This window comes from Pseudomonas sp. TH10, from assembly GCF_016651255.1.
Classification (GTDB): Bacteria; Pseudomonadota; Gammaproteobacteria; order Pseudomonadales; family Pseudomonadaceae; genus Aquipseudomonas.
Map to the genome: position 1 here is coordinate 18497 of NZ_JAEKEG010000062.1, position 23883 is coordinate 42379.

The 23883-nt window shown below is 59.8% G+C and carries 24 protein-coding genes, 5 pseudogenes and 1 riboswitch; of the genes and pseudogenes, 15 read left to right on the forward strand and 14 right to left on the reverse strand.

The window, feature by feature from the left end:
• Positions 1 to 297 precede the first annotated feature (297 nt).
• Positions 298 to 1980, reverse strand: coding sequence for a fatty acid--CoA ligase (locus JFT80_RS09845; protein ID WP_201147723.1), 1683 nt, complete (start codon positions 1978 to 1980; stop codon positions 298 to 300).
• 243 nt (positions 1981 to 2223) lie between these two features.
• Here JFT80_RS09845 and JFT80_RS09850 point away from each other — a divergent pair, with 243 nt between their 5' ends.
• A complete protein-coding gene (locus tag JFT80_RS09850) occupies positions 2224 to 3108 on the forward strand; it encodes a glycosyltransferase family 2 protein (RefSeq protein ID WP_207187754.1) in 885 nt (294 codons plus the stop codon).
• 28 nt (positions 3109 to 3136) lie between these two features.
• Positions 3137 to 3769, forward strand: coding sequence for a CatB-related O-acetyltransferase (locus JFT80_RS09855; RefSeq protein ID WP_201147725.1), 633 nt, complete (start codon positions 3137 to 3139; stop codon positions 3767 to 3769).
• A 42-nt stretch (positions 3770 to 3811) separates the two neighbouring features.
• On the opposite strand, the gene JFT80_RS09860 is transcribed toward JFT80_RS09855, so the two are convergent.
• Entirely contained in the window at positions 3812 to 4441 is a 630-nt protein-coding gene (locus JFT80_RS09860; protein WP_201147726.1) for a LysE family translocator, read from the reverse strand.
• A gap of 132 nt (positions 4442 to 4573) precedes the next feature.
• Between JFT80_RS09860 and JFT80_RS09865 the strand changes: the two are divergent.
• From JFT80_RS09865 to JFT80_RS09875, 3 genes and pseudogenes are all read left to right on the forward strand, one after another.
• Positions 4574 to 5538 (forward strand): annotated as a pseudogene (locus tag JFT80_RS09865) (2-hydroxyacid dehydrogenase).
• Between the two features lie 32 nt (positions 5539 to 5570).
• The gene (locus tag JFT80_RS09870) at positions 5571 to 6569 is read left to right on the forward strand and encodes a class I SAM-dependent methyltransferase (RefSeq protein WP_141127560.1); all 999 of its coding nucleotides are present in this window, start codon (positions 5571 to 5573) and stop codon (positions 6567 to 6569) included.
• A gap of 51 nt (positions 6570 to 6620) precedes the next feature.
• Positions 6621 to 6743: riboswitch (yybP-ykoY riboswitch) on the forward strand.
• A 90-nt stretch (positions 6744 to 6833) separates the two neighbouring features.
• Entirely contained in the window at positions 6834 to 7418 is a 585-nt protein-coding gene (locus JFT80_RS09875; RefSeq protein WP_129395459.1) for a TMEM165/GDT1 family protein, read from the forward strand.
• 147 nt (positions 7419 to 7565) lie between these two features.
• On the opposite strand, the pseudogene JFT80_RS09880 reads toward JFT80_RS09875, so the two are convergent.
• From JFT80_RS09880 to JFT80_RS09895, 4 genes and pseudogenes are all read right to left on the reverse strand, one after another.
• Positions 7566 to 8385 (reverse strand): annotated as a pseudogene (locus JFT80_RS09880) (M48 family metallopeptidase).
• Between the two features lie 129 nt (positions 8386 to 8514).
• Positions 8515 to 9137 (reverse strand): annotated as a pseudogene (locus JFT80_RS09885) (SOS response-associated peptidase).
• A 35-nt stretch (positions 9138 to 9172) separates the two neighbouring features.
• Positions 9173 to 9433 (reverse strand): putative signal transducing protein, encoded by a 261-nt coding sequence (locus JFT80_RS09890; protein ID WP_025109321.1) that lies wholly within the window; start codon positions 9431 to 9433, stop codon positions 9173 to 9175.
• A 9-nt stretch (positions 9434 to 9442) separates the two neighbouring features.
• Complete coding sequence (locus tag JFT80_RS09895; protein WP_201147727.1) at positions 9443 to 9625, reverse strand: CPXCG motif-containing cysteine-rich protein; 183 nt, start codon at positions 9623 to 9625, stop codon at positions 9443 to 9445.
• A 142-nt stretch (positions 9626 to 9767) separates the two neighbouring features.
• Here JFT80_RS09895 and JFT80_RS09900 point away from each other — a divergent pair, with 142 nt between their 5' ends.
• Entirely contained in the window at positions 9768 to 10931 is a 1164-nt protein-coding gene (locus JFT80_RS09900) for a 1-acyl-sn-glycerol-3-phosphate acyltransferase (RefSeq protein ID WP_201147728.1), read from the forward strand.
• A 39-nt stretch (positions 10932 to 10970) separates the two neighbouring features.
• Here the strand turns inward: JFT80_RS09900 and JFT80_RS09905 are convergent, their stop codons facing one another.
• On the reverse strand, positions 10971 to 11249 hold the full coding sequence (locus JFT80_RS09905) for a hypothetical protein (protein WP_201147729.1): 279 nt from the start codon (positions 11247 to 11249) through the stop codon (positions 10971 to 10973).
• Between the two features lie 193 nt (positions 11250 to 11442).
• Here JFT80_RS09905 and JFT80_RS09910 point away from each other — a divergent pair, with 193 nt between their 5' ends.
• Positions 11443 to 11649 carry a hypothetical protein gene (locus JFT80_RS09910; RefSeq protein WP_122838833.1) on the forward strand — a complete coding sequence of 69 codons (207 nt, stop codon included), beginning with the start codon at positions 11443 to 11445 and terminating at the stop codon, positions 11647 to 11649.
• Between the two features lie 58 nt (positions 11650 to 11707).
• Here JFT80_RS09910 and JFT80_RS09915 read toward each other — a convergent pair whose 3' ends face one another.
• Entirely contained in the window at positions 11708 to 12292 is a 585-nt protein-coding gene (locus JFT80_RS09915) for a YajG family lipoprotein (protein WP_201147730.1), read from the reverse strand.
• Positions 12293 to 12487: 195 nt separating this feature from the next.
• Here JFT80_RS09915 and JFT80_RS09920 point away from each other — a divergent pair, with 195 nt between their 5' ends.
• Both JFT80_RS09920 and mqo read left to right on the forward strand, forming a co-directional pair.
• Positions 12488 to 12721 (forward strand): hypothetical protein, encoded by a 234-nt coding sequence (locus tag JFT80_RS09920; RefSeq protein WP_201147731.1) that lies wholly within the window; start codon positions 12488 to 12490, stop codon positions 12719 to 12721.
• A 706-nt stretch (positions 12722 to 13427) separates the two neighbouring features.
• Positions 13428 to 14936 carry a malate dehydrogenase (quinone) gene (mqo, locus tag JFT80_RS09925; protein WP_201147732.1) on the forward strand — a complete coding sequence of 503 codons (1509 nt, stop codon included), beginning with the start codon at positions 13428 to 13430 and terminating at the stop codon, positions 14934 to 14936.
• Positions 14937 to 14989: 53 nt separating this feature from the next.
• On the opposite strand, the gene JFT80_RS09930 is transcribed toward mqo, so the two are convergent.
• From JFT80_RS09930 to JFT80_RS09945, 4 genes are all read right to left on the reverse strand, one after another.
• Positions 14990 to 15277 (reverse strand): PA4642 family protein, encoded by a 288-nt coding sequence (locus JFT80_RS09930; RefSeq protein WP_201147733.1) that lies wholly within the window; start codon positions 15275 to 15277, stop codon positions 14990 to 14992.
• Positions 15278 to 15340: 63 nt separating this feature from the next.
• The gene (locus JFT80_RS09935; protein WP_201147734.1) at positions 15341 to 15826 is read right to left on the reverse strand and encodes a hypothetical protein; all 486 of its coding nucleotides are present in this window, start codon (positions 15824 to 15826) and stop codon (positions 15341 to 15343) included.
• Positions 15827 to 15978: 152 nt separating this feature from the next.
• Positions 15979 to 16452: a WbuC family cupin fold metalloprotein gene (locus JFT80_RS09940; RefSeq protein WP_045059242.1), complete on the reverse strand. Its 474-nt coding sequence runs from the start codon at positions 16450 to 16452 to the stop codon at positions 15979 to 15981.
• Between the two features lie 3 nt (positions 16453 to 16455).
• Positions 16456 to 17013 (reverse strand): hypoxanthine-guanine phosphoribosyltransferase, encoded by a 558-nt coding sequence (locus tag JFT80_RS09945; protein ID WP_016987197.1) that lies wholly within the window; start codon positions 17011 to 17013, stop codon positions 16456 to 16458.
• A gap of 175 nt (positions 17014 to 17188) precedes the next feature.
• Between JFT80_RS09945 and upp the strand changes: the two genes are divergently transcribed.
• Complete coding sequence (upp, locus tag JFT80_RS09950; protein ID WP_007912842.1) at positions 17189 to 17827, forward strand: uracil phosphoribosyltransferase; 639 nt, start codon at positions 17189 to 17191, stop codon at positions 17825 to 17827.
• A 2-nt stretch (positions 17828 to 17829) separates the two neighbouring features.
• On the forward strand, positions 17830 to 19104 hold the full coding sequence (locus tag JFT80_RS09955) for a uracil-xanthine permease family protein (RefSeq protein WP_201147735.1): 1275 nt from the start codon (positions 17830 to 17832) through the stop codon (positions 19102 to 19104).
• A 113-nt stretch (positions 19105 to 19217) separates the two neighbouring features.
• On the opposite strand, the pseudogene hemH reads toward JFT80_RS09955, so the two are convergent.
• A pseudogene (hemH, locus tag JFT80_RS09960) lies at positions 19218 to 20242 on the reverse strand (ferrochelatase).
• A gap of 13 nt (positions 20243 to 20255) precedes the next feature.
• Entirely contained in the window at positions 20256 to 21158 is a 903-nt protein-coding gene (locus JFT80_RS09965) for a TIGR01777 family oxidoreductase (protein ID WP_201147736.1), read from the reverse strand.
• Between the two features lie 197 nt (positions 21159 to 21355).
• On the opposite strand from JFT80_RS09965, the gene JFT80_RS09970 reads away from it, so the two are divergent.
• The 4 genes and pseudogenes from JFT80_RS09970 to JFT80_RS09985 form a co-directional block, all read left to right on the forward strand.
• Positions 21356 to 22342 (forward strand): NAD(P)/FAD-dependent oxidoreductase, encoded by a 987-nt coding sequence (locus JFT80_RS09970; RefSeq protein WP_201147737.1) that lies wholly within the window; start codon positions 21356 to 21358, stop codon positions 22340 to 22342.
• Positions 22339 to 22554 (forward strand): TIGR02450 family Trp-rich protein, encoded by a 216-nt coding sequence (locus JFT80_RS09975; protein ID WP_201147738.1) that lies wholly within the window; start codon positions 22339 to 22341, stop codon positions 22552 to 22554. The genes JFT80_RS09970 and JFT80_RS09975 overlap by 4 nt, the downstream gene beginning before the upstream one ends.
• 218 nt (positions 22555 to 22772) lie before the next feature.
• Positions 22773 to 23735 (forward strand): DUF523 and DUF1722 domain-containing protein, encoded by a 963-nt coding sequence (locus JFT80_RS09980; RefSeq protein WP_201147739.1) that lies wholly within the window; start codon positions 22773 to 22775, stop codon positions 23733 to 23735.
• Positions 23735 to 23863 (forward strand): annotated as a pseudogene (locus tag JFT80_RS09985) (helix-turn-helix-type transcriptional regulator); the annotation flags it as partial. The gene JFT80_RS09980 and the pseudogene JFT80_RS09985, both read left to right, overlap by 1 nt.
• Between the last annotated feature and the right edge of the window lie 20 nt (positions 23864 to 23883).

A 23883-nucleotide genomic window follows, 5' to 3' on the forward strand; every position in this document is an offset into this window, starting at 1 on the left:
CTTTTAAAAACGCTGTGGAGGGACCGGGCGCCAGGGCTGCCCGAATTCACTCCAAAGTTGCTCGCCCCGTTTAGTGCGTGTGCTCCGTTCTTAAAAATCCTTGAGCGGACTATAGCCAGCAGGTGGTATTGCTTGATCCCTCTAAAGTGTGATTTGCAGCTGCCGGCCACTCTGGAACAGTCCTTTCGCCAGTCCGACACATGTCGGCACGGCAAGGATGGCTGAATTTTTCGATTTCACAAGCCAAGCGCTTGCTTGGTGGGTCTGGCGCGCCGTTTTCGGCGCGCCAGCAGACACTCAAAGTGTCGAGAGGAAGGTGCTGTTGTTGGCCTGCCATTCGGTGATGTCGAGGCGGATGCGCTTCTTGTCGAGCTTGCCGACGCTGGTCTTGGGAATTTCGGTAACAAGGGCGATCTGACTCGGAATCGCCCACTTGCTCAGGTGGCCCAATTCAACGAACGGCTTGAGGTGCTCCTTGAGTTCCCGCGCCCCGATCACGTGCCCTTCACGGATCACCAGCAGGGCAAACGGGCGCTCGCCCCACTGCGGATCGGCGATGCCCACCACTGCTACTTCGCGTACCGCGGCGTGACGGCTGATCAGGTCTTCGAGGTCCAGCGAAGAAATCCACTCGCCACCGGTCTTGATCACGTCCTTGATGCGGTCGCGGATGTCGATCACGCCCATGCTGTCGAGCGTGGCGACGTCACCGGTGTGCAGCCAGCCGCCGGCCCAGAGCTCGGCACCCTTTTGCGGCTCGTTGAAATAACCCTCGGTGAGCCAGGGTGCGCGCAGCACCAGTTCGCCTTGGGTTTCGCCATCGGCCGGCAGAAAATTACCGTCGGCATCGACGATCGCGGCTTCCACCAACGGCCCCGGCACACCGGCCTTGATTCGGTAAGTGGTGCGTTCATCTTCGCTGCCGGCCATCAATTCGTCGTTGAGGTGCGCGCAGGAAACCAGTGGCCCGGTTTCCGACATGCCATAGGCGGCGGTGAGCTGAATGCCGCGAGCCTTGGCGGTTTCATACAGTGTGCGGTTCAGCGCACTGCCGCCGATGACGATTTTCCAGCCGCCGAAGTCGTTGCCCTGCGCGCCTTTGGCGTTGAGCAGCATTTGCAGGATGGTGGGCACACAGTGGGAGAACGTGACGTTCTCCTTGCGCCACAACTCCACCAGAAACTCCGGGTCGTAGCGCCCCGGGTAGACCTGTTTGAGCCCGAGCATGGTTGCCACATAGGGCAGGCCCCAGGCGTGAACGTGGAACATCGGGGTGATCGGCATGTACACGTCGTTGGTGCCGAGCAGGCGCACGCTGTCGATGGAACCCATGATCGTCGACACGCCCATGGTGTGCAGCACCAGTTGCCGATGGGTGAAGTACACGCCTTTCGGATTACCGGTGGTACCTGTGGTGTAAAACGTGGTGGCGACCGAGTTTTCGTCGAAATCCTGAAAATCGTACTGCGTGCTTGCAGCGGCCAGCAGTTGCTCATACTCGCCGACCAGATTCGGCAGCTCGGCGGTTTTCTCCGGCAGATCGGTCAGCAGCAGGGTTTTCTCTACCGTGGTCAGGTGCGGGGCGATGGCCTGATACAGCCCGACGAACTCGCTGTTGACCAGTACGAAGCGGTCCTCGGCGTGGTTCATGGTGTAGAGGATCTGTTCTGGCGACAGGCGCACGTTGATCGTGTGGATCACCGCGCCAATCATTGGAATCGCGAACATGCATTCCAGGTAACGATGGCTGTCCCAGTCCATCACTGCCACGGTGTCACCGGCCTTTACACCGGCGGCCGTCAATACGTTGGCCAGCCGCGCAACCCGCTCGATCAGGGTCGGATAGCTGTAGCGCAACTGGTCACGGTAAACGATCTCGCGGGTCTTCTCGTAGCGGGCGCCCGACATCAGCAGCCGTTTGATCAGCAATGGATACTGGTAGGCCCCATCGGCCGGGGGAATGACGCGAGTCTGCAACATATGAATCCCTTTTCCTGACTGCACGGTCGTGGCTGAAAGCAGCACTCTAATGCGCCAGCCCGGGCATCAAATCAGCCAAAGGAATGATTTCATCGAAGGGTCAGATGCTAGCTTTGCGCCATCACCCACAGCCTCTGGCGGCCAAGCTTATTGCCTGCGCCGGGTAACTTGTAATGGATGCCAGCAGGGTTTCGTGCGAGCCTATGCACTTTTACCGACACAATGACAGCGATGAATACTGAAGTGACCGACCCTCTGGATTGCTCCAGTAAACAAGCGCCCCTGGTTTCCATTGTGGCGCCTTGTTACAACGCGGAAAAATACCTGGAAGAGGCGATCGCCAGCATCTTCGCCCAGGATTACCCGAATTTTGAAGTCATCATCGTCGACGATGGCTCAAGCGACAACAGCATCGCGATGCTCAGGCAATTGCAGCAAACCCATGACTTCCAGCTGTATACTCCAGGCCAACCAGGGCGTCAGCGCGGCCCTCAACCACGGCTTGCGTTACGTGCCAAGGGCGACTACGTTTCCACGCCGGACCTGGACGACATCATGCTGCCGCAGTCCGTGCGCATCCGGGTGGATTACCTGGACCAGCACCCGCAAGTTGGCTGTGTGGGGGCGCTGATCATCTACATGGACAGCGACGGCAATACCATCAAGCAGCAACAACGCGACGAGATCCGCACCTACGACTTCGACAAGGTGCTCAGCGGCGCCGTGGTGATCGGTGCTCCGGTTGCGCTGTATCGCATGAGCGCCATGCGCAGTGCCGGCTTTTATGCGCCAAGCCTGCGGGTCCAGGATTTCCAGATGACCCTGCGCATCGCCCGCCTGGGTTACGAGGTGCATGAGCTGCCGGTGTGCGTGACCCGCTATCGCCGTCACCCCAACAATCTGTCGAGAAAGTACAAGGTGCTGCTACAGGCGGACCTTGAAGCCATCGCGCCGTACCTGGACCACCCCGCGTACCAGAGCGCTCGCACGCAACTGGTGAACAAGGCCCTCAAGTACGCGGTAGTCGAAGACAAGAAGGAAGCCTGGAAACTGTTGCGCTCCATTCCCTGGCGTCACCTGAACCGAACCAGCTTCCGCCGTTTGAAACGCCTGATGCTGCATCGCTGAGCGCCCCTCCCCGTTTCCAGGCCTGGTCATGAAATTTCTCGAAAAACTCAAACAACGAAAAATCCGCAAGCACCTCAAGCGCCTGGAAAAACTGCAACGGGCGCCAGAGAAAATTCGCCTGCGCTACCCCCGCTATGAAATAGGCGTGGGGACCTATGGCATTCCCGAGGTCATGGAGTTTGGTGACGATACGATCCTGAAGGTCGGCTCCTACACCTCGATAGCCGAAGGCGTGCAGATTCTGCTCGGCGGCGGGCATCGCACCGACTGGGTCAGCACCTACCCGTTCCCGTTGATGATCGACGAAGCACGGGATATTCCCGGCTGCAGCCCGACCAAGGGTGATGTGGTAATCGGCAGCGACTGCTGGATCTGCGCCAATGTGCTGATCCTGTCGGGCGTCACCATCGGTCATGGCGCAGTAGTCGCCGCGGGGGCCGTGGTCACCCGTGACGTGGAACCCTATGCGATCGTTGGCGGCAACCCCAGCCGGCACATTCGCTGGCGCTTCGAGGAAGACGTGCGCCAGGAACTGTTGGCATCTGCCTGGTGGAACTGGCCGATGGAAGAGGTGAAGACTGCGTCACGGTTGCTGTGCAGCAGTGACATGGACGGGTTTCTGGATTACGTCCGCCAGCGCCAGTCGAAACAACCCGGGTAACGAATTGGCCGCGACAAGATGGCGCGGCGCTCGCCAGTTCCTTCAGTGCATCTCGGTGAAGGCGAGTTTCACGCCGATGGCGATCAGCACAGCGCCCATGGTGCGGTCGAACCAGTGGCCCATGCGGGCGAAACCGGCGCGCACACGTTGCTGGCTGAACAGCATCGCCACCAGGCAGAACCAGATCGCCGTGGCCACCGCCAGATAGACGCCGTAGCCAGCCTGCACCGACAACGGCGTGTGCGGGTTGATCACCACCGTAAACAGCGACAGGAAGAACAGCGTGGCCTTCGGGTTCAGACCATTGGTCACAAAGCCCGAAGTGAAGGCGCCACGGGCAGTGCGCTCACCGGCTTCCTTGTGCAGGTCGTCGGTCACCTGCTTGGCCGGTTGCGCACGCAGCGCCTTGAGTCCGATGTACAGCAGGTAAGCGGCAGCGGCCCATTTCAAGGCGTTGAACAGCACGATCGATTGCGACACGATCAGCCCAATGCCCAGCAGCGAATAACCCACATGCAGGAATATCGCCGAGCCAACCCCCAGTGCAGTCCAAGTGCCGGCGCGACGACCGTGGGTCACGCTTTCGCGCACCACCACCGCAAAGTCCGGACCGGGGCTGGCCACGGCGAGCAGGTGAATGAGGGCAACGGTCAAGAACTCTGTCCAATACATGCGCAAATCCTTAGTGGCAGGCCTGGCGAAATCCAGCGGCGTATAGGCCAGCCCTGCGATGAGTAACTGATTGTTTCATCTGTTAGGCTCGGCAGATTACGCCTTCAGATCAATGCACAAAAGGTACAGTTGATGACGAACACTCACCGCGCAGTTTTCCTCGACCATCCTTCCCTGGACCTGGGCGACCTCGACCTGGCACCGTTGCGCGATTGCTTCAGCGACTTGCAACTGTTCGCCCAGACAACGCCAGACCAGGTGATCGAGCGACTCAAGGGCGCGACTGTCGCCATTAGCAACAAAACCGTGATCGATGCAGCCGCCATCGCCGCTAGCACCGAGCTGAAGCTGATCCTGATTGCCGCCACCGGCACCAACAATGTCGATCTGGCCGCCGCGCGCGCCACGGCATCACCGTGTGCAACTGCCAGGGATACGGCACACCCTCGGTGGCGCAACACACCATCATGTTGCTGCTGAACCTGGCGACCCGCCTGGCCGACTACCAGAAAGCCGTGGGCGAAGGACGCTGGCAACAGGCGAAACAGTTCTGCCTGCTGGACTATCCAATCGTCGAGCTTGAAGGCAAGACGCTTGGCTTGCTGGGGCATGGCGAACTGGGTGGCGCCGTCGCCCGGCTGGCGCAAGCATTCGGCATGCGCGTGCTACTGGGCCAGATACCGGGGCGCCCTGCCAGGCCGGATCGCCTGCCGCTGGCAGAGCTGCTGCCGCAGATCGACGCCCTGACCCTGCACTGCCCACTGAACGAACACACCCGTCATTTCATTGGAGTCCCGGAACTGGCCTCGATGAAAGCCGGCGCTTTTGTAGTGAACACGGCCCGAGGCGGCCTGATTGACGAGCAGGCGCTGGCCGACGCCTTGCGCAACGGCCACCTCGGCGGCGCGGCCACCGACGTGCTCAGCGTAGAGCCACCGACCGCAGGCAATCCACTGCTGGCCGACGACATCCCTCGCCTGATCGTCACCCCGCACAACGCCTGGGGCAGTCGTGAAGCGCGCCAGCGGATCGTCGGCCAACTCACGGAAAATGCGCAGGGATACTTCAGCGGTAAAGCGCTGCGTGTCGTCAGTTGATAAACTGCGGCACTTTTTTTTGAGGAGCAGTTATGGATCCGCGCAGTGAAGTACTGCTTCGTCAGCCCGAGTTGTTTCAAGGTTCGTTGTTGCTGGCCGGTTTGCCCGCCGACGATTTGCTCGGGCGCCTGCCCAACGCGTTCGGCTGGTGCTGGCATGCCGGCGACCAAGCCGCACTGGACGCCCGTTTCGAAGGTCGCAGCCAGTTCGGCGTGAATGTCCCGGAGCGTGAGTTCGACAGCGCTGTGGTGTTCCTGCCCAAGTCCAAGGATCTGACCGATTACATCCTCAATGCCGTGGCTTCGCGTCTGGCCGGGCGCGAGGTGTTTCTGGTCGGCGAGAAGCGCAGCGGTATCGAAGGTGCGTCGAAACAGCTCAACCCGTTCGGCAAACCGCGCAAGCTCGACAGCGCGCGTCACTGCCAACTCTGGCAAGTGACCGTGGCCAACGCCCCTGAAGCGAAATCCCTGGAAAGCCTGGCGCAGACCTATGAACTGCCACTGGCTGAAGGCCCGTTGAAAGTCATCAGCCTGCCGGGCGTGTTCAGCCACGGTCGCCTGGATCGCGGCAGCGCTCTGCTGCTGGAGCATCTGGACAAACTGCCGAGTGGCCATCTGCTCGACTTCGGTTGTGGTGCGGGTGTGTTGGGCGCAGCGGTCAAACGTCGCTATCCGCACAATCAGGTGACTTTGCTCGACGTCGATGCATTTGCTGCCGCCAGCAGCCGTCTGACATTGGCCGCCAACGGTCTGGAAGCCGAAGTGCTGACCGGTGACGGCATCGACGCTGCGCCGATGGGTTTGAACGCGATTCTGAGCAATCCGCCGTTCCATGTCGGAGTCCATACCGACTATTTCGCCACCGAGAACTTGCTGCGAAAAGCAGCCAAACATCTGAAAAACGGCGGCGAACTGCGCTTGGTCGCGAACAGTTTCCTCAAGTATCAACCGCTGATCGAAGAGCATCTGGGCGTGTGCGCAATCAAGGCCGAGGGCAATGGTTTCCGCATTTACCGAGCCAAGCGCGGCTGAAAACTCTTTTAAAAAAGAGGCTTGCCGTATCGGTTTTGCGAAGGCAGAATCCGCTCCGTCCTAGGGGAGTAGTCTCCCACGAGCGCCAAGCTCGTCCGGCATACGTCAACATACTTGATCCTCAGATCATGGCGTATGCGACCCAAGCGTCCGCACCAGACGGATCGCAGGGTTTGACAAGACCTATGACACGCACACCTTACCCGGGGCGGGAAGGCTGTACGTGTCATAGCCGTGTCGACCCGCCCCTTAGGAAAATCCCTGATGCTGGACTCTCTACTCGTTCCCACCGCAATCGTTGCCTTGGCCGAAATCGGCGACAAGACGCAACTGCTCGCGCTGATTCTCGCCGCTCGCTTCCGCAAACCCTGGCCGATCATTGCCGGTATTGTCGCCGCGACCCTGGCCAACCACGCAGCAGCCGGTGCGGTAGGCGCCTGGTTCGGCAGCTTCTTCTCGAATGCGACGCTGCACTGGATCCTCGCCGCCAGCTTCACCGCCACCGCGTTGTGGACGCTGGTGCCGGACAAAATGGACGACGATGAAACCAGCACCGCGCGCAAGTTCGGGCCGTTCCTGACCACGCTGATTGCGTTCTTCCTCGCCGAAATGGGCGACAAGACGCAGGTCGCCACAGTGATGCTCGCGGCGCAATATCCGGATCTGTGGCTGGTGATTCTCGGCACCACGGCGGGCATGTTGATTGCCAACGTGCCGGTGGTATTGGCGGGTAATTTTGCTGCAGACAAATTGCCACTGACCTTGATCCGTCGCCTCGCGGCTTCGGCGTTCATGATTCTGGCAATTGTCGCGGTGTACAAGGCGATGCAGAGCAGTGGCTGGGTTTAACGACGCAAGTCGATAGACCGTGTCATCGTTCTTCGCGAGCAGGCTCGCTCCCACAGGGTTGGTGGTGATCACAAAATTCGTGGCCACCACGGGACCTGTGGGAGCGCGCTAGCCCGCGAAGGCGTCAGCGGCATCACCCCATGACTATCAGGACTTCGGGGCTTTTTCGTACAGCGGCATGACCTTCGGAATCGCCGCCTGCAACGCAGAAGTGCGGCTACTGGAAGACGGGTGCGTACTGAGGAACTCCGGCGGAGCACCTTCACTGGCCTTGCTCATCTTTTCCCACAGCGTAATCGCCGCATTAGGGTTGTAGCCGGCGCGGGCGGCGAGTTCGAGACCGATCAGGTCAGCTTCATTTTCATTGGTACGACTGTTGGGCAAGGTCATGCCGTAGTTGGCCACGGTGTCCGCCAGCGCCAGGCTGTCCTGGCCCAGGCCGAACAGCGCACCGGCGCCCTGCTTGGCCATCTCGATACCATAGGCTTTGGACATTGCTTCACGCCCGTGCTCGCGCAGGGCGTGGGCGATTTCGTGGCCCATGATCGCCGCGATTTCATCGTCGGTGAGCTTCAACGTGTCGATCAGCCCGGTGTAGAAAATGATCTTGCCGCCCGGCCCGCAGTTGGCGTTGAGTTCATCGCTCTTGATCAGATTGACTTCCCATTTCCATTGCGCGGAGTCCGGCCGGAATGTCGGCGCCTGGGCGATCAACCGATCGGCGATCACCTGAATGCGTTTGGCATCGGCGCTGGTTTTGTCCAGGACGCCCTGGGTGGTCGCTTCGCCGACGGTCTTCTGGTAGGACTGGGCATACATCTGGTTGACCTCGTCGGTCGACAGCATGCTGAACATGTAGCTGCTTGCGCTCAACACCTACCGCGCCACCGCTGGTGGTGTTGACCGACTGACAACCGGCGAGCAGCAGACCTGCGCTCAGTGCACACAAAACCAATGTCTTGTTCATCGAAAAGCTCCTTGAAAACATGCCGGTATCCTAGGCGCGGAATGTCATCGGCGCCAGATACAACAGACATACAGACGCTCATTTGAGGAAAAGGTCCGAGCCCGAGCAGAAAATTGCCCATGGCAGCGCCTAACCCGGGGTCAGACACTCCGGGCCATTGAGCTTCGGATCATTGATCAGATTCGCCAGCACCCGCTCGCGCAGCGCGAAGGCTCGCTCGCCAGCAGGGCCTGCAAGGCATGCAACGGCGTCTCTGGATCGAGCCACGCTTGCTGCCCGGCGGCATCCAGAATCAACGGCCGGCGCTGGCTCGCGGCCGGCTGCGTGATCACCGCCGTGCTCAACCAGACCTGCTCCTGCACCGGATACGCCTCCCAGATCGCCGCGAAAAACAGTGAAGAACCCTCTCCCGGCGTCAGCCAGTACGGGCGTTTGCGCTGGGTGCCGCGCCATTCGTAAAAGCCGTTGGCCGGCAGCAGACACCGACGCAGTCGCAGCGCCTCACGGAACATCGGCTGTTCGGCCACGGTTTCCGCCCGGGCATGCGCGGGTGTTTTCGACAAATCGGTCAGCCACGGCGGCGTCAGCCCCCAACGGGCGCGGGCCAACTCGCGCTGGCCATCAGCGCCAGCGCGCAGCATCAACACCGAATCATTGGGGGAAATGTTCCACTGCGCCAGTTGATCGGCAGGAAAACCTGGCAGGGCCGCAAAGTCGCGGTTCCAGCGAAACAGGGCATAACGTCCACACATGGGGCAACACGACTCTGAATAAAACGAACGTCAGCCTAACAGACCAGCGTACCGGGGAAACTCTCCGGTTCATCGCCGGGCAGTGGCAGCGCGGCATTGTACGCGGTGATCAACTCACGGGCGTACTCGGCCTGGTCGTTATCGACGGACAGCCCCAGCAGGCCGAAGATCGGCAATTCGCCGGTACCGCCGAGCAGATCGCGGCCGACCAGATGCGCCTCGATGCCTTCGCTGGCGAGCATGCCTTTGAGCATTTCACCTTCCATCAGGTTTTCCGGCTCGTAGATTCGCTGCATGGGCGCGCCTCACTCGTTTTCGCTGAAGACTTCCAGAAACCAATCCTCGCCATGAACCTGCAATACGAACGTGATCGGCCGACAACACACCTGACAGTCCTCGATGTAGGTCTGATCGCCGCCGGACAGGTCCACTGTCGTCTCGACCGGCTCCCCACAATAAGGACATTCGTATTCAGCGGCTTCCAGCATCGCGGTCTCCCAAGTGACTTGTGCGTATAATCGCCGGTCTATTTGCAGGGCTATTTTTGTCTGGCTACCTTTTCAGACCGTGCCCCGTTGGTTTTCGATCAAAACCTTTACTTACCCTAGCCGTTTCCAACAAGAGAGCATGATGGGCGAATTCGATGCCATCCGACCTTACGACGACAGCGAAGTACCTGTGGTACTGGCAAGACTGCTCGGCGACAAGGCGTTTCTAGATATCCTCACCCACTTCCGCTTCCCGCGTTTTGCCGGTGCTTTTGGCTGGATGCTCAAACCACTTATAGCCCATCGGCTGCGTCGTGAGTTCGCCGACGTGACATCGGTAGCGACTTTGCAGGACAAGGTCGAGTCCTACGTCGACCACACCATCGAGCGCGCCACTGACGGCGTGACCTACACCGGTGTCGAGCAATTCAAGTCCGGCAGCGCCTATCTGTTCATCGCCAACCACCGCGATATCGTGATGGACCCGGCCTTCGTCAACTACGCCGTGTACCACGCAGGCCTACCGACGCCACGCATCGCGATCGGCGACAACCTGCTGCAAAAGCCGTTTGTCAGCGACCTGATGCGTTTGAACAAGAGCTTCATCGTCCACCGTTCGATCACCGGTCGTCGCGAGAAGATGGCCGCGTATCAACTGCTGTCGGCGTACATCAACCACTCGATCCGCAACGATTGCGCCTCGATCTGGATTGCTCAGGCCGAGGGCCGGGCGAAGGATGGCGACGATCGCACCGAGTCGGCGATCCTCAAGATGTTCCACATGAGCCGCAAGGACGAGCCGTTCGGCGAAGTCATTCGCTCACTGAACGTCACCCCGGTGTCGATCAGCTACGAATACGACCCGTGCGACCAGGCCAAGGCTCGCGAGCTGTACATCCGCGCCACCACCGGCACTTACGCGAAAGCGCCGGGCGAAGATGACGTGAGCATTGCCAAGGGCATCACCGGCTACAAAGGCCGCGTGCACGTGAACTTCGCCGCGCCGATCAGCGAGCTGTTCGAAGACACCAAGCAATTGGCAGTCGAGATGGACAAGCAGATTCTTGGCGGTTATCGCCTGTTTCCGGTGCATTACCTGGCGTACGCGCAGTGGGCCGATGCCGATCCGCAACTGAATGTGCCGAAGGCTGCCGAGGTATTCCCGGCGGACGAACTGGCCAAGGCGCAGGAAGAGTGGCAGAGCCGGCTGGACGCGTGCCCTGTGGAGCATCGTCCGTATCTGGTGCTGCAATATGCAACGCCGGTGCGCAATCAGTACCGGGTGAAGGCTGGGTTGCCCCTATAGGCAGGAGCTGCCGCAGGCCGCGATCTTCTCTATAGAGGTTCAAAACTGCGTGCTGATCCAGGAGACGATCAGGGCCAGGCCCAGGCAGGCAAAACCAAAACGATAGAAAAACCGGTTCATGCGCAACGTCGCCCAATCCAGCATCGGCTCCACGCTTGGCCGGCTCTGGCGCTGGGCCTCGATACTGGCCAGTGCGCGCTGCTCGCGGCGACGGGTGGCATGCAGCAGCCAGCTGCCCGGGAAGGCGAGCAGCAGGGCCAGCAGGTTGATCAACTTGGCGGGATGGGCGATAAACAGCGTCATCAAATGCAGCGACATCACGAACCTCTGGCGAATCGGATATGGCAAGTCGCCAGATCGACGACTGCGGCGCGGATTCTACCGAAAGGCCGCCCACCTGCCCCACCTTTCCGACAAATAACGAAAAACTGAGCAAATGCTGTTCTGTGTCACGGCGACGTCATCTGACTGGGTCAGTCTGGCACCCCTCGAAACCGACACGGAAAACGTCATGCTGCACGCCGAAAACCAGGATCGCCTCTACCTGATCGCCCCAAGCGAAGAACAGCAGAACCTTGTGGGAAGCCTGTCCTTCAATGTCCAGGACCGCCACTGGCTGGTGTATTGCGCATTGGGCGGGCATCAGCATGAGGACTTGCCGGAGACGGATTTGCTCACGGGGATCAGCGTGCTGGATTTCTATTCCCAGGCGGCCTGACATAAAAATGCCCGGTCCATTTCTGGTCCCGGGCATGTTTTTTCCATCTCGCGAACGCTTATTGGCCCAGCACCTGACCCACTGTCGGGTCCTTGAACAGGCGCGTCAGCGCATCGCTCAACACATCGCTGACCAGCTTGGTGTTGGTTTCCTGATTAGGTGCCATGCCGAAACGCTGGTCCAGGGAGGCGCCGTAGCGACCGCTGTAGCGACGATTGGCATTCTGCACATCGGAACGGAACGTGGCGCCGATAGTAGCCTCGGTCACGTACATGCCTTCCTTGGGCGACTGATACTTGAGCTCGGCCAGGGTCACAGTCAATTGCGGCGCGTTATTGGCGCTGGAAACCGGGGTGAAGCCCAGCAAACGCACGGCTGCTTCAGCCTGGGCCTGCAACTTCGGCAGGATCTGCGCACCTTGCACGGTGATCGCGCTGGTCTCCGGGTACATGCCACCGCGGGTACCCAGGGTTGGCGAAGGACGGCCATCCACCACCCGCACCACCACCTGCTGGCCATGGCCAACGGGCGCGAGCTGCGTGGTCAGCTTCGGCTCCGGGCTCAGTTGTTGCGGGCTGTGGGCGCAGCCGGCCAGGGTCAAACCGGCCACAGTGATCAAACCGAACAACAGGCGTTGCAACATGCTCTTCTCTCCAGAATCAGGCACAAACAGGCCGGCAGTATAGCGGTGGGCCACTGCGGGTAACCAGCGCCACAAATAAGGAAAAGCCTGAAGTGCATTCAGGAATCATTGTCTGTCACACACCTGTCATCGCTCATACACCGTCCCGTCACCGCTCAATGCCAACCTTCAGGCAACCCCAGGAGGAATCTTGCCATGCGCTTTCTCATTTCGTTATTCGCCCCGCGCCCACTGCATCGCAGCTTCGCCCTGCTCGACCGCAACGGTCATTGTCAGGCGTTCAAGCAGTGCAGCCTGCAACCCATGGGCGACGGTTGGGTGGAAATTGAAGAAATCCGTCTCAACTGGTTGCACCAGCCACTGCCCGCCAGCGCCCGCGTCATGGCGTCGCAGCCCCGCGCAAGGGTGCAGGCGATGTTGAGCATCTGACCGGATGCCTAATAAAAGTCATTAAACACGAGCAACTGCCCGCATTTCTTCGATACAATCTCCCCCCGATTATAAGGACGTCTCCTGATCGGGCCCCGCAACAGCGTCAATGCGCATGCATCGACATCAAAATCGCCCACAGAGAGCCGCCCACACAGATCGAGTGAAGTTGGCGCGCTTGCCTGTTCTTCCGGCAAAAACCCGCTTTTCGCGAATCTGCAGAGCTGTCATGACGCTCGGCCACCGCGTTGTTTTGCCCTTGGGGGCAGGGTGCCAGGCTTGGACAGCCCTTTTTTGAGGTTCACGTCTTCAAAAGAGCGTGAAAAAAACGGGTTTTCACAACTTCACAAGAGTGTGGCGAGCAAATGAATAGTTTTGCGTCTGAACATGCACCATTAGCGTCTGAAACAGCCCAACGACACAGGACCGGGTATACCTCGAATATCGGAGCCTGAAGCCTGTCCGCTACGGATTTGGTTGCACAAAAACGGATGTCTCGACCATAAGTCGAATTGCCAGCCACGTGCTGAAATGAGTTCATGGAGCTCTTGAAGCGAGGCCGCACGCATCCGTCGAAGTTGCGAAAAATTGCGAAGATTCGGACATGGCGACCTGACCATGGATAGCTGGGGCATAACAGATCTGTCCCGGAACGCCTGGCAGCCATGCCGACAATTTGGTGCTGCAGATTTTGGAGACGCGTTAAATGGCGCATAACGAAGCAGTCGACGTAGTTCTGGTAGGGGCCGGCATCATGAGTGCCACCCTGGCAGTGCTGCTCAAAGAGCTCGACCCCGCGATCAAGCTGGAAGTCGTCGAGCTGATGGATTCCGGTGCCGCCGAGAGTTCCAACCCATGGAACAACGCCGGTACCGGCCACGCTGGCCTGTGCGAGCTGAACTACACACCGCAAGCCGCCGACGGCACCGTCGACATCAAGAAAGCCGTGCACATCAACACCCAGTTCGAGGTGTCGAAGCAGTTCTGGTCGTACCTGACCAGGAAAGGCACGTTCGGCTCGAGCAAATCCTTCATCAGCCCGGTGCCGCACCTGAGTTTCGTGCAGGGCGACAAAGGCGTGTCCTTCCTCAAGGAACGCTTCGACGTGCTGAGCAAGCACCACGCTTTCTCCGACATGGAATACACCGAAGACAAGGCCAAAATGGCCGAGTGGATGCCGCTGATGATGCCGGGCCGCTCGCCGGACGAAGTCCTCGCTGCCACCCGCGTGATGAACGGTACCGACGTCAACTTCGGCGCCCTGACCAATCAGTTGCTCAAGCACCTGACCAGCGCTCCGGATGCTCAGGTCAAGTACTGCAAGCGTGTGACCGGCCTCAAGCGTAACGGCAACGGCTGGACCGTGAGCATCAAGGACGTCAACAGCGGCAGCAGCCGTGAAGTCGACGCCAAATTCGTCTTCCTCGGCGCTGGCGGCGCGGCATTGCCGCTGTTGCAGGCATCGGGCATCGAAGAAAGCAAAGGCTTCGGCGGCTTCCCGATCAGCGGCCAGTGGCTGCGTTGCGACAACCCGGAAGTGGTCAAGCATCACCAGGCCAAGGTTTACAGCCAGGCTGCCGTCGGTTCGCCACCGATGTCGGTGCCGCACCTCGACACCCGTGTGGTCGACGGCAAGAAGTCCCTGCTGTTCGGGCCATACGCCGGTTTCACCACCAAGTTCCTCAAACACGGCTCCTTCATGGATCTGCCGCTGTCGGTTCGCGCCGGCAACATCGGGCCGATGCTGGCAGTGGCGAAAAACAACATGGACCTGACCAAGTACCTGGTCAGCGAAGTGATGCAGTCGATGGAACAGCGCCTGGATTCCCTGCGCCGTTTCTACCCGGAGGCGAAAGCCGAAGACTGGCGCCTGGAAGTGGCCGGCCAACGGGTGCAGATCATCAAGAAAGACCCGAAAAAGGGTGGCATCCTGCAATTCGGTACCGAACTGGTCTCGGCCAAGGACGGTTCCCTTGCCGCACTGCTCGGCGCTTCGCCAGGTGCCTCGGTGACCGTTTCGATCATGCTGGAACTGATCGAGAAGTGCTTCCCGGCCAAGGCCAAAGGTGAGTGGGCTGGCAAACTGGCCGAGATCTTCCCGGCCCGTGAAAAGGTTCTGGAAACCGATGCTGCGCTGTATCGCAAGATCAACTCGCAGAACAACATCGCCCTGGAACTGGTTGAAGAAAGCAGCGAGACCCCAAGCTACGCTTGATTCGGCCTCACAAAAAAACGCCCCATTGGGGCGTTTTTTGTTGGTAACAGATGTTAACCGCGAGCTTTTTCGATCAGCTCGATGTATTCGGGGGCGTTGCGTTGATCGCGGATCTGGTCGACAAAGGTCTTGCCGTGCTCGTCCTTGCCGTCCACGTCATAACCGGCTGCAACGAAGAAGGTCAGGAAGCGCTCGAAATCATCGATGCGCAGACCACGATAGGCCTTGATCAATTTGTGCAGCGACGGCGAAGTGGCGTCGACCGGCTCAAAATCGAGGAACAGCTTGATCTGCTCATCGCCGATCTCGTCACCAATCACTTGTTTCTTATCTTTACGCATTGCCGACTCCAGCTCGCAGACATTACACGGGGCGGGCAGTTTACCCCTGCCCGGCCGCCCGGCTCAACGCGATCGCACCGCCCCGGTGTGCAAATCGGCCCAGATGTGACCGTTGGCGTAACTGAGGAACTGCACATAGACGGTGTCGTTGCGCAGCAGATCGATGATCACCCGGTACTGTGCCTGTGGATAAAACAACGTCAGGGTTTTGCTCTTGTCGTCGTAGATTGGTTTTTTCAGGCTTTTGCTTTCACCGTCGAAGTTGACCAGCACCTGAGCGATCGTCGCTCCCTTGTTCAGGGACTTGCCCTTGAGGCGGATCATCAATGGCGAGGTGACCGGGATCGGTTGCTGATTGGACTGGCGTTGCGCGCCGACCACCACGGCATAGTCGGTGACCTGCAAGAGTTGCTGCTGCTCGGGCTCGGCATCGCGCACGGTCTGATCGTCCGGCGGCAGGAATTGACTGTGCATCGGCGCAGGGGCTGCGGCCAGGGGCAGGCTTGCGGTCAGTAACAGGACGGCGCAGCTGCGAATCAAAAGGCTCATGACGGGCTCCGAAGAAGAGGCCAGCACTTTAGCATGAGCCAACATCATTCATTGTGGGAGCGAGCCTGCTCGCGAAAGCGTTGGGTCAGCCAACATCTCCGCGCCTGACACACCGCTTTCGCGAGCAGGCTCGCTCCCACAGGGATCGAAGATCAATCGAACTGCGCGCGCATCCAGGCGTGGTATTCGGCCACACCTGGCTCGCCTTCACGGGGAGCCCAATCCGGGAGTTCGCCTTCACCTACCGGGCGATACGGGCCGGCCTTGCACTCGAACATCAGGCTGTCGGCTTCCAGCACCACCAGGCCATGAAACACGCCCGTGGGCAGGTCAACGCCAATGCTGTCGCCACCCGCCTGGAGGATACGCTTGCTCACCACCGCTCCGGACTCATCAAAGATCAACAGCCCGAGACGCCCCTTGAGTACCAGCAGGGTTTCCGCCTTGTTGTCACCCAAATGCCGGTGAGGCGGAATGTATGTGCTCGGCTGCAGACCTACCGCCATGCGGTGGCAGGCATCTTCCATCTGATGAAAGTTATGATGCTGGCGCCCGCGCGGATTCGCCGCCGCTTTCTCGGCCAGTTCAGCGAACAGCGTGTTATCAAGAAAGCTCGGCGTGGTCATTGCTTACATGCCTTTAACGGCAAAGATCCCGTTGGCGTTGCGCCAGTAGCCTTTGTAATCCATGCCATAACCGAAGATGTAACGGTCGATGCACGGCAGGCCAACGAAATCGGCTTTCAGGTCAGGACGCGCCTTGCGGTCGTGATCCTTGTCGATCAGCACGGCGGTGTGCACTTTGCGCGCGCCGGCGTGTTTGCAGAAGTCGATGATCGCGCCGAGGGTGTGACCTTCGTCGAGGATGTCGTCGATGATCAGCACGTCGCGGTCGATGAACGACACTTCCGGCTTGGCTTTCCAGAACAGGTCGCCGCCGCTGGTTTCGTTGCGATAACGGGTCGCGTGCAGGTACGACGCTTCCAGCGGGAATTGCAGATGAGTCAGCAGTTTGCCGGAGAAGATCAGGCCGCCGTTCATCACGCAGAACACCACCGGGTTGCTGTCAGCCAGTTGTTCGTTGATTTGTGCACCGACGCGGGCGATGGCGGCCTCGACTTCAGATTCGGTGTACAGGCAGTCAGCCTCTCGCATGATTTGACGGATATGCTCGAGATCAGCGGACATGGCGCTCTCCGGGGGGTGGTTGGCGGGGGGTATAACCGCGAAAAGCGGGCAAAGGTACGCATCTAGCGCGGTCGAATCAAGCCTTTATGGACTAACGTACAGAATGTCCTATAGGACATCACCCTCGGATAGATTAATCTAGGCCGGTTTTTTTGCCCGCCGCCGGAGTTTTTTCATGCCCATCCTCGAGATCCGCCACCCGCTGATCCGCCATAAACTCGGCCTGATGCGCCGCGCTGACATCAGCACCAAGAATTTCCGTGAGCTTGCTCAGGAAGTCGGCGCCCTGTTGACCTATGAAGCTACAAAAGATTTGCCGCTCGAATCCTACGATATCGCAGGTTGGTGCGGCACTGTGTCGGTCGAGAAAATCGCCGGCAAGAAAATCACCGTCGTGCCGATCCTGCGCGCCGGCATCGGCATGCTCGAAGGCGTGTTGAGCCTGATCCCGGGTGCCAAGGTTTCCGCTGTGGGTGTTGCCCGCAACGAAGAAACCCTGCAAGCGCACACCTATCTGGAAAAACTGGTTCCGGAAATCGACGAACGCTTGGCAATGATCATCGACCCGATGCTCGCCACCGGCAGCTCCATGGTTGCGACCATCGACCTGCTGAAAAAGGCTGGCTGCAAAGACATCCGCGCAATGGTTCTGGTTGCCGCGCCGGAAGGCATTGCTGCCGTAGAAAAAGCTCACCCGGACGTGACCATCTACACCGCGTCCATCGATGAGCGCTTGAACGAGCACGGTTACATCATTCCTGGGCTTGGCGATGCGGGTGACAAGATCTTCGGCACCAAGCAGAAGGACGCTTGAGCATGCAGCAAGAGTTCAACGATCCGCTCTGGCGCACGGTGCTGTCCGGCGCGCAGATGCTGTTCGTGGCCTTCGGCGCCCTGGTTCTGATGCCGCTGATCACGGGCCTTGACCCGAACGTGGCACTGTTTACCGCAGGTCTGGGGACGATTCTGTTCCAGATCGTAACCGGCCGTCAGGTACCGGTGTTCCTCGCGTCGAGCTTCGCTTTCATTACCCCGATCATTCTCGCCAAAGGCCAGTTCGGCCTCGCCGCGACCATGGGCGGCGTAATGGCTGCCGGTTTCGTCTACACCTTCCTCGGCCTGGCCGTGAAGATCAAAGGCACCGGGTTCATCGACCGTCTGCTGCCGCCGGTGGTGATTGGTCCGGTGATCATTTCCATCGGCCTGGCCATGGCGCCGATTGCCGCGAACATGGCGATGGGCAAGGCTGGCGACGGTTCTGAACTGATCCATTACCAGACCGCCATGATGATCTCGATGCCCGCCCTGCTCACCACGTTGATCGTGGCGGTGTTCGGCAAAGGCATCTTCCGCCTGGTGCCGATCATTTCGGGCGTGCTGGTCGGCTTCGGCATGGCGTTCTATTTCGGCGTGGTCGACACCGCGAAGATTGCCGCTGCACCGTGGTTCGCGATCCCGCACTTCACTGCGCCGGAGTTCAACTGGCAGGCGATTCTGTTCATTGTTCCCGTGGCATTGGCTCCAGCCATCGAGCACATCGGCGGCGTGATTGCCGTGGGTAGCGTGACCGGTCGCGACTACCTGAAGAAGCCGGGCCTGCACCGCACGCTGCTGGGTGACGGCATTGCCACCACCGCGGCAGGCCTGTTCGGTGGTCCGCCGAATACCACGTATGCCGAAGTGACTGGCGCCGTGATGCTGACCAAGAACTACAACCCGAAAATCATGACCTGGGCGGCGATCTTCGCCATCAGCCTGGCGTTCATCGGCAAGTTCGGCGCGCTGCTGCAAAGCATTCCAGTGCCGGTGATGGGCGGGATTCTCTGCCTGTTGTTCGGCTCGATCGCGGCAGTGGGGATGAACACGTTGATTCGCCACAAGATCGATCTGGGCGAAGCGCGCAACCTGGTGATTGTGTCGGTGACACTGGTATTCGGGATTGGCGGGGTGCTGGTCGGCACAGGCACAGGGCCGGACGATTTCGGCCTCAAAGGCATTGCGCTGTGCGCGGTGGTGGCCATTGCCCTTAACTTGCTGCTGCCAGGGAATGACAGCTGGAAGCACAAAAAAGCGGATGAGCCTCTGCTGTAAGCCAGGCTTGAAATCGCCATCGCGGGCAAGCGTTGATCCCACAGGTACTCAGTCGAACCACATGGATGCGCACTGACATGAAATCTGTGGGAGCAAGGCTTGGCCGCAATGCTTTACAGCGCCAAAGGCGCTCGCTCGCACAACGTGCTCAACGCCCTAGCCCACTGCGGGTCATCGTTCAGGCACGGCACCAGCACCAACTCCTCTCCCCCGCTTCACGGAACTGCTCCAGCCCCCGGTCGCCGATCTCTTCCAGGGTCTCGATGCAATCGGCGACAAACGCCGGACACATCACCAGCACCTTCTTAACCCCCATTCCGGCCAACTCATCAAGGCGGGCTTCGGTGTAGGGTTCGATCCACTTCGCCCGACCCAGGCGCGACTGGAATGACACGGACCACTTGCCGTCCGGCAGCCCCATCCGTTTGGCGAACTCCGATGCGCTGCGCAGGCATTGGGCCCGATAACAGGTGGCCAACACTTCTGGCGAAGCGTTCCTGCAGCAGTCTTCATTCTTGAAACAGTGCTGTCCCGTGGGATCCAGCTTGGTCAGGTGGCGCTCGGGCAAGCCGTGAAAACTCAGCAACAGGTGATCGTAATCCTGCTCCAGGTATGGCTTGGCACTGGCAACCAGCGCGTCGAGGTACTCCGGCTGATCGTAAAAAGGCTGCAGCACCGAGAACTGCACATCCAGCTGGTGCTCGCGCACGACCCGCCGCGCCTCTTCAATCACCGTGGTCACGGTGCTATCGGCAAACTGCGGATACAGCGGTGCGAGGGTAATTCGCTTGTGGCCCTGGGCAACCAGTTGCAACAGTTTGGACTCGATCGACGGCTCGCCGTAACGCATGGCCAGCTCAACCGGCCCCTGGGTCCACTGCGCTTTCATCTGCTGTTGCAGGCGCTGGCTGAGCACCACCAGCGGCGAACCTTCTTCCCACCAGATCGACGCATAAGCGTGGGCCGACTGCTCCGGGCGTTTGATCAGGATCAGCGATACCAGCAAACGCCGCACCGGCCACGGCAGGTCGATCACGTACGGGTCCATCAGGAATTGATTGAGGTAGCTGCGCACATCGGCCACAGAAGTTGAGGCCGGGGAACCCAGGTTAACCAGAAGCAAGGCGTGATCGGTCATGCAACGTCCTATTTCAGAGGCGGCTGGAGAGATCGTCCAACGCCGCGCGTAAATCCGTGAACTGGAAAGTGAAACCCGCTTCCAGCAAGCGTGCCGGCACGGCCTTTTGACCACCGAGCAACAACAAAGACATCTCGCCGAGGCCAACCTTCAGTGCCAGGCTCGGCATCGGCATGAACGCCGGGCGGTGCAACACGTTGCCCAGCGTTTTGGCAAATTCGCGATTGCGCACAGGTTTCGGCGCGCACGCATTATAAGGACCCCTGGCCTGATCGCGGTGCAGAAGAAAATCAATCAGGCCGACCTGATCCTTGATATGGATCCACGGCATCCACTGCCGACCATTACCCAGAGGCCCGCCCATCGCGAGTTTGAAGGGCAGTAACAGGCGCGACAAAAAGCCGCCATCGGCCGACAACACCAACCCGGTGCGGATCAGGATAACGCGCAGGCCCAAGGCCTCGGCACGCTGGGCAGTTTCTTCCCAGGCAATGCACAGCTGACTGGCAAAATCGTCAATCACCGGTGCCGACTCCTCGGTCAACTCGCGCTCGCCTCCGTCGCCGTACCAGCCAATCGCCGAGCCCGAAATCAGCAGCGCCGGTTTCTGCGTGCGGCTGTCGAGCCACGCCAGCAACGTTTCGGTCAGCGTAATGCGGCTGCTCCACAGCAACGCTTTGCGCCGATGCGTCCACAGCCGATCGGCAATCGGCGCGCCGGCCAGATTGACGACCGCGTCCACCGGCTCTTCGCCGAGGTCTTCCAGCCGTGCAATTGCGCGCACCTGCGCACCACAGATTTTCGCGACTTTGTCCGGTTGACGACTCCACACCGTCAGGCGATGTCCCTGGCTCAACCAGTGTTGGCAGAGTTGGCGTCCTATCAAACCAGTACCGCCGGTCAGCAATATGTGCATGACATCTTCCTCGCGTGGCGTTTAACCCGGATCACTAGTCTATTTTTAAAAGCAGGGATCTTTTCTATCGGGCAGGCTCTATTGTTTAACCATAGGCCAAGCTGTCAGAACGAGAACGCTAGAAGTTATACCAAAAAACAAAATTGTACAGGTTTCATCCACGGCGTAGTCTGTACAGAAAGGTAAACGAGGCCCCTATGACTGTACCTATCGCAATCATCGGCACCGGCATCGCCGGGCTCTCCACCGCCCAGGCTCTGACAGAGAGCGGGCACACCGTCCAATTATTCGACAAGAGTCGCGGCAGCGGCGGGCGCATGTCGAGCAAGCGCAGCGACGCCGGCTCACTGGACATGGGCGCGCAATATTTCACTGCTCGTGACCGGCGATTTGTCACCGAGGTCCAGCGTTGGCAAAGCCAGGGCTGGGTCGCCGAGTGGACGCCGCAGCTCTACACCTATCAGGGCGGGCAGCTGAACCTGTCGCCAGACGAGCAGACCCGTTGGGTCGGCGCGCCGCGCATGAGCGCCATCACCCGGGGCTTGCTCGATGGCCTGGAAGTGCATTTCGCCTGCCGCATCACCGAGGTCTTTCGCGGTGAAGAACACTGGCATTTGCAGGACGCCGAAGGTTTCACTCACGGTCCCTTCAGCCATGTGGTCATCGCCACGCCCGCGCCGCAAGCCACCGCGTTGCTGGCCGCTGCGCCGAAACTCGCCGGTGCCGCCGCCGGGGTGAAAATGGACCCGACCTGGGCCGTCGCCCTCGCCTTCGATACACCTCTGGATACGCCCATCGAGGGTTGCTTCGTGCAGGACAGCCCGCTCGACTGGCTGGCGCGCAATCGCAGCAAACCGGGGCGCGACAACACGCTCGACACCTGGGTGCTGCACGCCACCAGCGCGTGGAGCCGGCAACATATCGACCTGTCCAAGGAGGCTGTGATCGAACAACTGCACGGTGCGTTTGCCGAATTGCTGCACAGTGCCATGCCCGCGCCGACCTTCAGCCTTGCGCATCGCTGGCTCTACGCCCGCCCTGCCATCGGCCATGAATGGGGCACGTTGGCCGATGCCGATCTGGGCTTGTACGCCTGTGGCGACTGGTGCCTCTCAGGACGTGTTGAAGGGGCATGGCTCAGTGGCCAGGAAGCGGCACGACGCTTACACGAACACCTGCAATGAACCGAATCAATCCGCGCAAATTGCTGCTGTCGAAATGGACAGCAGCCCACCCGCAGCATCGCGAAAAACACTTTCTGGTGACGGAGCTGTTCCGTGATGAGGAAGGCACGGTGCTGGAAGTTGAACTGCAGGCAGTGCTGACCAAACGTGCCGAACGCCTCGATTGGCAGATTCTCAAGAACAACGAGCACTGGCTACTCGGCTGGCAATAACGCTTTTGCTTGGGTAGGAGCAAAGGTTGCTCGCGAACGCTATTTCACATTCAAGATTGATATTGAATGAGCCGACGCCTTCGCGAGCAAGCTTTGCTCCTACAAAGGTCGTCGCGTAAAAACCTATACAAACTATTTGACTTGTACACCTTTGGATCTATGCTAAGCCAATGTTGTACAGAGATTGATCTCTGTACAGGTTTAGATTCGAGGTGACTATGTCCGCTCTTCCTTGCGCCAAACCGAAAATCGCCATCAGCGCCTGCCTGATGGGTGCCGAGGTGCGCTATAACGGCGGACACAAGGAATCGCGCCTGTGCAGCCGCACCCTCACTGAGTATTTCGATTTCACCCCGGTCTGCCCGGAAGTCGCCATCGGTCTCGGCATTCCGCGCGAACCGATCCGCCTGGTCGGTGATCCGGAAAGTCCTCAAGCCATCGGCACGGTCAATCCGGCAATCAACGTCACCGAGCCTCTGGCCGCGTACGGCGAGCAAATGGCCGGCGAACTCGAAGACATCTGCGGCTACATCTTCATGCAGCAATCGCCGTCCTGTGGACTGGAGCGAGTCAAGGTCTACCACGCCAACGGCGCGCCGGTGAACGGCGGCGGACGTGGCATCTACGCTCAAGCCTTTTGCGCGCGCCACCCGGACTTGCCGGTGGAAGAAGCCGGGCGCCTGAACGATCCGGTATTGCGTGAGAACTTCATCACGCGCGTCTTCGCCTACAGCGCATGGCAGCAAGTACTTGCCGACGGCCTGAGCCGTCGCGCCCTCACCGAATTCCACTCGCGCTACAAATACCTGTTGATGGCCCACAACCCGCCGCAATACAAGGCCCTCGGCAAGCTGCTGGGCAACATGGCGCATAGCGACCCCGGCGAAATCGGCCCACGCTACTTCAGCGAGCTGATGGCGGCGCTGAAAAAATGCGCGACACGCGGCACTCACTGCAACGTGCTGCTGCACATCAGCGGCTATCTGAAACAGGCGATCAGCGCCGAAGACAAACAGGAAATGCAGCACGTTATTGGCCAGTACCGCCACGGCATCGTGCCATTGGTGGTCCCCATGACCCTGCTCAAGCACCACTTCCGCCAACACCCGGATCCTTACATCGCGCAACAGGTTTACCTGCAACCGCACCCGGAAAACCTCAGCCTGCGAAATGCGATTTAATGACTAACCAACTCGACACCAGCGCCAGCGAAGACCTCGGCGACGATTTCAAGAAAGCCTTGGACGAAGGCTGGCTGCCGATCCGTGAAGTGGCCCGGCAAACCGGCGTGAATGCCGTGACCTTGCGAAGACGGTAGCTGCGGTTCGA